We start from the raw sequence: 10,520 nt of genomic DNA, 5'->3' as shown, positions 1-10,520 counted from the left end.
ACGCAGCGATGTCGGCTAGCCGTACGAAAGCCTGGAAAGGGTTTTACGAAGCCCAAAGAGCACGGGGTTTCAGCACCACGCAGGCGTTGGTGATGCTGGCTCGCAAACTTGCTCGGGTGGTATTCGCTTTGCTGAAAAGGCAAAGCGAATATCAGACAAAAGTCAGTTGAGGGCTTCCCCTCAACCATAGAATCTCCCACATGGGAATGCATTCCAAATGTGGGAGCGAGCCTGCTCGTGAAGCTTTTTAGGTCAACAGGCCCATCCGCCGTTTCGCTCGTTGCATCGAACCATTGCGCATCGCCCAACGCAGCATCGGTGCGCTGCGCCTGACGCTGGCGCGAATCAATTGCCGTTGCAGCGAGCTCTGCCGGACATCGAGCATGTCGCTGGCCCAGTCCGGCAGCAGGTCGATGCCGGCCTTCATCATCAAATCACCAAAGGGTCGCGCCAGAACACTCGGCGCCGGTGCTGCGAGCAACAATCGCAAAACCTCGCGGCTGCGTTCATCGCACAACAACTGCGGGCGCATGCGTTGCAGATAGTCGGCCACGGCTTGCCGTGATTTCGGCACATCCCGCGCGCCCAGGCGTTCGGCAATCACGGCGATTTCCGCGTAATAACGATCCTGATCCGCCCCCGACAAATGCGGATTGCGATAACGCAAATGCGCGGCGAGAAAGTTACTGACTTCGGCCACATGCACCCACGTCAGCAAATCCGGGTCGCTCGCCGCGTAGGGCCGACCGTCCGGCGCCGTGCCTACCACTTGCAGGTGAATGGTGCGCACCTTCTCGATCAACCAGTCGGCGTCGCGTCGCGAGCCGAACGTGGTGCCGGAAACAAACTGACTGGTGCGCCGCAAACGCCCGAGCATGTCCTGACGAAAATTCGAATGATCCCAAACCCCGGCCAGTGCCAGCGGATGCAAAGCCTGCAGCAACAACGCGCTGATGCCACCGATCAACATGCTGCTGAAGTCGCCGTGCACTTGCCAACTGACTGAGTCGGGGCCGAACAGGCCGGGGTCGCCCTTGGGGTTTTCCAGGTCGAGTTGACCGAGCGACAGCCCGGTCAGGCTCATGAGTTGCTGTTCGATACGACTGCGGATGAATTCCATGACCACTCAGTGCGAAAGGGCGGGCGCGGTCGGTTGACCACGCCCGGGGTGTTACTGATTGAGGCGCTTGTCGATCAGTCCCTGCACCACACTCGGGTCGGCCAAGGTCGACGTGTCGCCGAGGCTGTCGAGTTCGTTGCAGGCGATCTTGCGCAAGATGCGCCGCATGATCTTGCCTGAGCGGGTTTTCGGCAAGGCCGGCGCCCATTGGATCAAGTCGGGTTTGGCAAAGCTGCCGATTTCCTTGCTGACGTGGGCGAGCAGTTCTTTCTTCAGCTCGTCATTCGGTTCGGTGCCGTTCATGGGCGTGACGAAGGCGTAGATGCCCTGACCTTTGACGTCGTGGGGGTAACCGACCACGGCGGCTTCGGCGATGCTGTCGTGCAGCACCAGCGCGCTTTCCACTTCAGCCGTGCCGATGCGGTGGCCGGAAACGTTAATCACGTCGTCGATGCGCCCGGTGATCCAGTAGTCGCCATCCTCGTCGCGGCGTGCGCCGTCGCCGGTGAAATAGTAGCCGGGGTAGGGTTTGAAATAGGTGTCGACCATTCGCTGCGGGTCGCCATAGACGCTGCGGATCTGCGCCGGCCAACTCGACTTGATCGCCAGCACGCCGCTGCCGGCGCCTTTGATTTCCTTGCCGTGTTCATCGAGCAGCACCGGTTGCACGCCGAACATCGGTTGTGTGGCGCAGCCAGGCTTGATTCGCTGGGCGCTGACCAGTGGGCTGAGCATGATGCCGCCGGTTTCGGTCTGCCACCAGGTGTCGACGATGGGGCAGCGCTGTTCTCCTACGACGTTGAAATACCATTCCCACGCTTCAGGGTTGATTGGCTCGCCGACGCTGCCAAGTAATCTGAGGCTCTCTCGCGACGTTTCTTTCAACGGTTCGGCACCTTCGCGCATCAACGCACGCAGAGCGGTGGGTGCGGTGTAGAAAATATTGACCTTGTGTTTATCGATGACCTGCCAGAATCGTGAGCTGCTCGGATAACTCGGTACGCCTTCGAACATCAGCGTGGTCGCGCCGTTGGCCAGCGGGCCGTAGACGATATAGCTGTGACCGGTGACCCAGCCGACGTCGGCGGTGCACCAGAACACTTCGCCGTCGCGGTAATCGAGCACGTATTTGAAGGTCATCGCCGCTTGCAGCAAATAGCCGCCGGTGGTGTGCAGCACGCCTTTGGGTTTACCGGTACTGCCGGAGGTGTAGAGGATGAACAGCGGATCTTCGGCGTCCATCGGTTCTGGCGGGCAATCGTCGCTGACATCGCGCACGGCCTGGTGATACCAGAGATCGCGCCCCTCGACCCAGTCGACCTTGCCTTGGCTGCGCTCGACCACCACGACGGTGCTGACGTCCGGGCAACTTTGCAGGGCTTTGTCGACGTTCTGCTTCAGTGGCACGAACTTGCCGCCGCGCACGCCTTCATCTGCGGTGATCACCGTGCGGCAATCGGCATCGAGAATGCGGTCACGCAGGGAATCAGGGGAGAAACCGCCGAACACCACCGAGTGAATCGCGCCGATCCGCGAACAGGCGAGCATGGCGTAAGCAGCTTCGGGGATCATCGGCATGTAGATGCACACCCGGTCACCTTTCTTCACGCCACGGCTTTTCAGCACGTTAGCCAAGCGGCAGACGTGGTGGTGGAGTTTTTTATAAGTGATTTGCGCCGACTCGGCGGGATCGTCGCCTTCCCAGAGCAGGGCGGTCTGCTCGCCGCGCTTTTCCAGGTGACGGTCGATGCAGTTGTAGCTGACGTTCAGTTTGCCCCCGGCAAACCAGGCGGCTTCACCGGTTTTCAGGTCGTAGCGCTGAACGGTCTGCCACGGCGTGCTCCAGTCGAGGAAACGCGTGGCCTGTTCGGCCCAGAAGGCCGTGGGGTGTTCAATGGATTCGCGGTAAAGCCGTCGATACTCATCCTGACTCAATTGCGCAGCCTGGCGGACGGCATCGGCTTTGGGGAACGTGCTGATATCGAACATGACGGTTCCTTATTCTTGTGGTGCGACAAGGATAAAGATGCGCTGATGGGGGGAAGGGATCAAGGCCGCCCCTCACCCTAACCCTCTCCCAAAGGGAGAGGGGACTGACCGAGGTGTTTGGGCTTGATACATCGACTTGAAATTCCGGAGTCGAACTCAAGTATTGAAAAGCGTGAAAATCGGCTCCCTTTCCCCCTCTACCCCTTGGGGGAGAGGGCTGGGGTGAGGGGGAAGCGATTTGGCTGCCACCGCGAAATCCACGCCAAACGCCAGACGAAAAAAAGCCCCTGAACTTCAGGGGCTCTCTATCAAGCAACAGATCAACCGCGGTGACGACCGCGGAAGTAGTTGATCAGGCCCTGGGTGGAAGGATCATCAGCAAGGGTTTCATCGCTGCCGACCAGGCGGTTGTAAACGCCTTTGCCCAGTTCCTTGCCCAACTCCACGCCCCATTGGTCGAAGGCGTTGATGCCCCAGACCACGCTCTGTACGAACACTTTGTGCTCATACATGGCAACCAATGCGCCGAGACGACGCGGGCTGATGCGTTCGACCACGATGGTGTTGCTCGGGCGGTTGCCCGGGATCACCTTGTGCGGCGCGAGTTTGTGCACCTGCTCTTCGCTCATGCCCTTGTCGCGCAATTCCTGCTCGGCTTCCGGCAGGGTCTTGCCGAGCATCAGCGCCTGGCTCTGCGACAAGCAGTTGGCGTACAGCCACTGATGGTGGTCGGAGACCGGGTTGAAGCTGACGATCGGCACGATGAAGTCGGCCGGGATCAACTGCGAACCTTGATGCAGCAACTGGTGGTAGGCGTGCTGACCGTTGCAGCCGACGCCGCCCCAGATCACCGGACCGGTATCGGTCGACACCGGCGTGCCGTCCTGACGCACGCTCTTGCCGTTGGATTCCATGTCCAGTTGTTGCAAGTGCTTGGTGATGTTGCGCAGGTAGTGGTCGTACGGCAGGATCGCGTGGCTTTGCGCGCCCCAGAAGTTGCCGTACCAGACACCGAGCAGGGCCAGCAGCACCGGCATGTTCTGTTCGAACGGCGCGGTCTGGAAATGCTGGTCCATGGTGTAGGCACCGGACAGCAGCTCCTTGAAGTTGGACATGCCGATGGCCAAGGCAATCGGCAAACCGATGGCCGACCACAGCGAGTAACGACCGCCAACCCAGTCCCACATCGGGAAGATGTTTTCTTCACGGATACCGAACGCCACGGCTGCCGCGTTGTTGCTCGATACTGCGATGAAGTGACGATACAGCTCGGCTTCCGAACCGCCCTGTGCCAGGTACCAGGCACGAGCAGCCTGAGCGTTCTTCAGGGTTTCGAGGGTGTTGAACGACTTCGACGACACAATGAACAGCGTGGTCTCGGCGCGCAGTTTCTGCGTCAGCTCGTGGAATTCGCTGCCGTCGATGTTCGCCAGATAATGGCAACGCACGCCTTTCTGCGCGTACGACAGCAGTGCTTCGGAGACCAGCTCAGGGCCGAGGAACGAGCCACCGATGCCGATGTTGACCACGTCGGTGATCGGCTTCTCGGTGTAACCACGCCACAGACCGTCGTGGATGCGGCCGACCAGATCGGTAATCTGGTTCAGAACCTTGTGGACTTCCGGCATCACGTTGACGCCGTTGACCGACAGTTTGTCGCCTACCGGGCGGCGCAGGGCGGTGTGCAGCGCCGGGCGGCCTTCGGAAGTGTTGACGATTTCGCCTTCAAACAGCGCTTTGATGGCGCCTTTGAGATCGACTTCATTGGCCAGACCGACCAGCAGGTTGCGGGTCTGGGCGTTGATCAAATTCTTCGAATAATCGAGAAACAGTCCGCAGCTGCTGAGGGTGAACTGGTTGAAGCGCTGCGGATCGGCGTTGAAGGCTTCGCGCATGCTGAAATCCTGCATGGCTTGGCGGTGATCTTTCAACGCTTGCCAGGCGGGCAGAGCGGTAACGTCTTGAGGAGTGAGGTAATACGCCATCGCTGCGGTTTTCCTTTTTACTTGAACGGCCTTTTGAACACTGAACAGACCCGGCACGCCATGTTTGGGCATGGGATCAACTGCGTCGACACGATTTCTGGACACAGGGCGAATACAGTAAACCTCGCGCTGCGTTCTGTCTTGACTTTGTCTGACCAGATCCCTGTACTTTTTTAACATCGAGACCGGGAACTGGCCGACAAACGGAGGGGGAGCGGGGCGGTTTCGCGATCAGGCGAGCTGAACCGGGATGGCGTTGCTGGTGTGGCTCAGCTCATTGCCCGGCGCCATGTAAAGCATGCGCGGCTTGAAATTGACCAGCTCGGCTTCGCTGTAATGGGCGTAGGCACAAATGATCACGCGGTCGCCAACCTTGGCCTTGTGTGCAGCGGCGCCGTTGACGGAGATCATCCGCGAGCCTTCTTCGCCACGAATCGCGTAGGTGGTGAAACGCTCGCCGTTGTCGACGTTGTAAATCTGGATCTGCTCGTATTCACGGATGCCGGACAAGTCCAGCCACTCGCCATCGATGGCGCACGAACCTTCGTAATCGAGCACCGCATGAGTGACTTCGGCGCGGTGCAGTTTGGCCTTGAGCATGATCGCGTGCATGAGGGTTTTCCCGGGTTGGAATCGAACGGCGGGCAGTGTGCCCGAAGGCTTTGAGGGCGGCAATACAGCTGGAATGCAATCTTCATGACGCTGAAAAACACTGTAGGAGTGAGCCTGCTCGCGATAGCGGTGTGTCATTCAACACTAATGCTGACTGACACACCGCTATCGCGAGCAGGCTCACTCCTACAGGGGGTATTGCGGTGTAGGTTAAACCGGGGTATCGAGATTCAGGTGCAGGTTATCGATCAACCGCGTGGTGCCGAGGAATGCGGCCACCAGAATCACCAGATCACGGTCTTCAGCCGTCGCCGGACGCAGGGTCAGGGCGTGGCGGATTTCCAGGTAATCCGGACGCAACCCAGATGCCTCCAGCAGTTGCTGCTGAGCACTGATCAACGCCGGGAAATCCCGTTCGCCTTGCTTGATCGACTCGGCAATGTTGCTCAGGCTGCGATAAACCACCGGGGCCACCGCACGTTGTTCTTCGCTGAGGAAGCCATTGCGCGAGGACAGCGCCAGGCCGTCGGCGGCACGCACAGTCGGTTCGCCAATGATCTGGATCGGCATGTTCAAGTCGTGCACCAGCGCGCGAATCACCGCCAGTTGCTGATAATCCTTCTGGCCGAAAATCGCCAGATCCGGCTGGACCATGTTGAACAGCTTGCTGACCACGGTCGCCACGCCTTCAAAGTGCCCCGGACGGCTGGCGCCGCACAGGCCTTCGGACAATTGCGGCACGCTGACCCGAGTCTGTCCGGCCATGCCGTCGGGGTACATTTCCTCGACAGTTGGCGCGAACAGCAGGGAGCAGCCCGCCTCCAGGAGTTTTTCCTGATCCGCCGCCAAGGTGCGCGGGTATTTGTCGAGGTCTTCGCCGGCGCCGAATTGCAGCGGATTGACGAAAATGCTCGCGACCACGAAATCCACACGTTGCGTGGCTTTGGTGATCAGTGCAACGTGACCGCTGTGCAGATTGCCCATGGTCGGCACGAAGCCGATGCGCTTGCCTTCGCTGCGGGCGCGGGCGACAGCGGCGCGCAGTTCGCGTACGGTTTTAACGGTGTTCATGCAGAGAATCCGTGTTCGATGCCAGGGAACGTGGTGGCTTTGACTTCGTTGACGTAAGCCTTCAGCGCGGACTGGATGCTGTCCTGACCCTGCATGAAGTTCTTCACGAACTTCGGCACGCGGCCAGTGATCGACAGGCCGAGCATGTCGTGCAGCACCAATACCTGACCGTCGGTGGCGTTACCGGCGCCGATCCCGATCACCGGAATCTTCACTGCCTGGCTGATTTCAGCGGCCAGTTCACTCGGCACGCATTCGAGCAGCAGCATCGCCGCACCGGCCTGTTCCAGCGAAATCGCGTCAGCGCGCATCTGCCGTGCCTGGTTCTCGTTGCGACCCTGCACTTTATAGCCGCCAAGAATGTTCACCGCTTGCGGGGTCAGGCCCATGTGCGCGCACACCGGTACACCGCGTTCGGCGAGCAGACGGATCGACTCGGCGAGCCACAACTGACCTTCGACCTTGACCATGTGCGCACCGGCCTGCATCAGCATGGCGCTGTTAGTCATGGTTTGTTCAAGGGTGGCGTTGGCCATGAACGGCAGGTCGGCGAGGATCAGGGCATCAGTGTTGCCGCGTTTGACGCAAGCGGTGTGGTAGGCCATTTCTGCGGTGGTCACCGGCAACGTGCTGTCGTGACCTTGCAGGACCATGCCGAGGGAGTCGCCCACCAGCAGCACTTCGACACCGGCCTCATTACAGGCGTGGGCGAAGGTCGCGTCATAGCAGGTCAGCATGGTGATCTTTTCACCTTTCTGCTTGAGGCTCTGGAGCGTGGTCAGGGTGATGGCTGGCATGTAAAAAATCCTCGTTCAGGCGCTCTGGAAACTACTGCGAGTAACGCGCGTGATTCTTCATCTACTCAGGCGCACGCTCTTTTGTCGTGCTTATAAGGCCTGGATTGCGCCCGTATGTGCCGGGTTGGCGGCAGCGGGACGCCTATAGTCGTGATGAGCCAACAGGAAGTCAATTGCGTGTGTTACCGCATTGTTACGAGGGGAGTGTTACCGCCGTTACTGATGCGATTCAGCGGCGCGGCGGGCCTGATTCGAGGGGTTTTTGTCCGACAATAAATCTGGATATGGAAAGCTATTCCTGTAGGAGCTGCGGAACGCTGCGATCTTTTGATCTTGATTTTGAAGATCAAAAGATCGCAGCGTTCAGCAGCTCCTACAAGGGATTTATGTCAGGCGTGGGGGAGGCGTTCCAAGCCGACGAACGGGCAGGCTGCCAGCAGATCGGAGAGGTTGCGGCCATCGGCCAGGCGCAGGTCCTGTGGGGCCAGTTCGGCGAGCGGATACAACACGAACGCGCGTTCCTGAATCTGGTAATGCGGGACTTTCAGGCGCGGCTCGTCGATCAGTTGATCGCCGAACAGCAGAATATCCAGATCCAGCGTACGAGGCCCCCAACGCTCAAGGCGTTCGCGACCTTGATCGTTTTCGATGGCTTGCAGCGCGTCGAGCAGTGCAATCGGCGCAAGATCGCTGTCGAGCGCCGCGACCGCGTTGGTGTAACGCGGCTGGCCCGGCAGCAATGAATCGCTTTGATAAAAGGCAGAAACGCCAGCGAGCAGGGTCTGCGGCAATTGCCCCAGCGCCTCGACGGCGCTGCGCAACTGTTCGGCCGGGTCAGCGAGGTTGCTGCCCATGCCGATGTAGATGCGTTCCATGCCTTTACTCGCCTGTCGAAGCGCTCGGTGCGCCGGCGCGTTTGCGCTTGGAACCGCTGCTGCGGCGACGTTTGCGCGGCGCGCCACTGGCGTCATCACCTTTACCGCTGAGGTCGCGGATCATGTCGCGGCGCTCGCTGTCGTTGGCGTCCTGATAATCCGTCCACCATTCGCCCAGGCCATCGGTTTCCTCGCCAGCGCTTTCACGCAGCAGCAGGAAGTCGTAACCGGCACGGAAACGCGGGTTGTCCAGCAACAGGTCGGCACGTTTGCCGCTGCGCCGTGGCAGACGCTCCTGCATGTCCCAGATCTCGCGGATCGGCATGGTAAAACGCTTCGGAATCGCAATGCGCTGGCACTGTTCGGCGATCAGTTCGTGAGCGCCTTCCTGCATCGCCGGAATCGGCGGCATGCCACGTTCCTGCAAGCGCAACACGCGGGCCGGCAGGGCAGGCCACAACAGCGCGGCAAACAGGAACGCCGGGGTTACCGGTTTGTTCTGCTTGATGCGCAGGTCGGTGTTGGTCAGCGCTTCGCTGATCAGCGTGTGCGTGTACTCCGGGTTGTGTTCCAGCGCATCGGCACTGGCCGGGAACAATGGGGCGAACAGCTGCAGATCAACCAGCATTTCGAAAGTGATCGCACCGTGTCCCGAGAGGAACAGCTTGAGCACTTCTTCGAACAGACGCGCCGACGGGATCTCGCGCAGCATTGGCGCCAGTTCACGGATCGGCTGCACGGTGTGCTTTTCAATGCCGAAATTGAGCTTGGCGGCGAAACGCACCGCGCGCAGCATGCGCACCGGGTCTTCCTGGTAACGCTGCTTCGGATCACCGATCAAGCGGATCAGGTGGTTGCGGATATCGTGTACGCCGTTGGCGTAATCGAGGATGCGCTCGCTGACCGGATCGTAATACAGGGCGTTGATGGTGAAGTCGCGGCGTTGCGCGTCTTCTTCCAGGGTGCCGTAAACGTTGTCGCGCAGAATCCGCCCGCTCTCGTTACGCGAAGACTGGTTGCTGTCTTCGTCGTCTTCGTTGACCGGGTGGTTGGCGCGGAAGGTCGCGACTTCGATGATTTCGCGGCCGAAATGGATATGCACCAATTTGAAGCGGCGACCGATGATCCGCGCATTGCGGAATTCGGCACGGACTTGCTCGGGGGTGGCGCTGGTGGCGACGTCGAAATCCTTGGGCGTGATGCCCAGCAGCATGTCACGCACGCAACCGCCGACCAGATAAGCCTGGTAACCGGCACCTTGCAGGCGTTCGACGATATTCACCGCATAGCGGCTGAATTGCGTTTTCTGCAGCGAATGTTGGCCGCTGTTGAGCACTTCAGGGGTGCTGCGGATGTGTTGCGTACGACGCACGGGAGCTCGGAATGACTGGAACAACTTCTTCAGCATGGGATGCACTGTTTGAAGGAATGTTCGGCCATACCAAAGAATGACCGCATGATGGGCGCAGATTCTAGCATTTAGTCGGGGGATGGTGTAGGACACGGCCGATTTGAGCTGCAAGCCGCAGGCTACAGGCATCGCGCACGATAAAAAGGGGGGATTTTGCTACGAGGAGAAACTACAAGGGGAGCCGAAGCTCCCCAAGAAGTAGTTGCGTGCTCTTTTTATTATTGATTCGGGCTTCTTGTTTTTGTTGAGTGCCCTCGCCACGAAGTGTTTCCTTCGTGACCCTCCCAATCGGGAGCCAAGAGCAAACGGATTGCTTTGGTCGCTGAATTGCAGTGATCTCTCGATCCAACCAGTACAGGCTCTGTCTTAGGACAGTTTTTGTTGTTCTCGGCCTGGTCGTGGGGCAAGCCCCAAATACAACGCCTCTCCAAAAGAATCAGTTAGCTGCGCCTCTCGCCGTCTTGTTTTTATTGTGCGTGAGTCGATTCGTCTTATTTTTATTGTCTTGTGCATTGCTTGTTATTGTTCTTGTACTGAACATATAGCAGGTGCCGTGCCAACTTTTGCGAAACCCAATAAAACAAGGGGTTAGGTCGATATAACCGTTTTGTCGGGGCGAAAAAAAGCCGGGGTTTCGTTACCGATAACCCCGGCTTCTGT

At 59.2% G+C, this 10,520-nt stretch carries 8 protein-coding genes and 1 pseudogene; 1 reads left to right on the top strand and 8 read right to left on the bottom strand.

The window, feature by feature from the left end:
• Positions 1-170: pseudogene (locus CKW38_RS30515) on the top strand (IS110 family transposase); the annotation flags it as partial.
• A 77-nt stretch (positions 171-247) separates the two neighbouring features.
• Here the strand turns inward: CKW38_RS30515 and CKW38_RS28835 are convergent.
• From CKW38_RS28835 to CKW38_RS28800, 8 genes are all read right to left on the bottom strand, one after another.
• Positions 248-1,120, bottom strand: coding sequence for an oxygenase MpaB family protein (locus tag CKW38_RS28835; protein ID WP_095114506.1), 873 nt, complete (start codon positions 1,118-1,120; stop codon positions 248-250).
• Between the two features lie 51 nt (positions 1,121-1,171).
• Positions 1,172-3,109, bottom strand: a complete 1,938-nt coding sequence (gene acs / locus CKW38_RS28830; protein WP_095114504.1) for an acetate--CoA ligase — start codon at positions 3,107-3,109, stop codon at positions 1,172-1,174.
• A gap of 320 nt (positions 3,110-3,429) precedes the next feature.
• Positions 3,430-5,094: a glucose-6-phosphate isomerase gene (gene pgi / locus CKW38_RS28825; RefSeq protein WP_007909914.1), complete on the bottom strand. Its 1,665-nt coding sequence runs from the start codon at positions 5,092-5,094 to the stop codon at positions 3,430-3,432.
• Between the two features lie 231 nt (positions 5,095-5,325).
• Positions 5,326-5,706 carry an aspartate 1-decarboxylase gene (gene panD, locus CKW38_RS28820; RefSeq protein WP_003205654.1) on the bottom strand — a complete coding sequence of 127 codons (381 nt, stop codon included), beginning with the start codon at positions 5,704-5,706 and terminating at the stop codon, positions 5,326-5,328.
• A 210-nt stretch (positions 5,707-5,916) separates the two neighbouring features.
• Complete coding sequence (gene panC, locus CKW38_RS28815; RefSeq protein WP_007909915.1) at positions 5,917-6,777, bottom strand: pantoate--beta-alanine ligase; 861 nt, start codon at positions 6,775-6,777, stop codon at positions 5,917-5,919.
• On the bottom strand, positions 6,774-7,574 hold the full coding sequence (gene panB / locus CKW38_RS28810; protein ID WP_007909916.1) for a 3-methyl-2-oxobutanoate hydroxymethyltransferase: 801 nt from the start codon (positions 7,572-7,574) through the stop codon (positions 6,774-6,776). The genes panC and panB overlap by 4 nt, the downstream gene beginning before the upstream one ends.
• A gap of 389 nt (positions 7,575-7,963) precedes the next feature.
• Positions 7,964-8,449, bottom strand: coding sequence for a 2-amino-4-hydroxy-6-hydroxymethyldihydropteridine diphosphokinase (gene folK / locus CKW38_RS28805; RefSeq protein WP_007909917.1), 486 nt, complete (start codon positions 8,447-8,449; stop codon positions 7,964-7,966).
• A 4-nt stretch (positions 8,450-8,453) separates the two neighbouring features.
• Entirely contained in the window at positions 8,454-9,857 is a 1,404-nt protein-coding gene (locus CKW38_RS28800) for a polynucleotide adenylyltransferase PcnB (protein WP_007909918.1), read from the bottom strand.
• Positions 9,858-10,520 lie beyond the last annotated feature (663 nt).

Source organism: Pseudomonas sp. Irchel 3H7 (assembly GCF_900187605.1).
Taxonomy (GTDB): Bacteria; Pseudomonadota; Gammaproteobacteria; order Pseudomonadales; family Pseudomonadaceae; genus Aquipseudomonas.
This window is presented reverse-complemented; position numbering and strand designations above follow the sequence as displayed.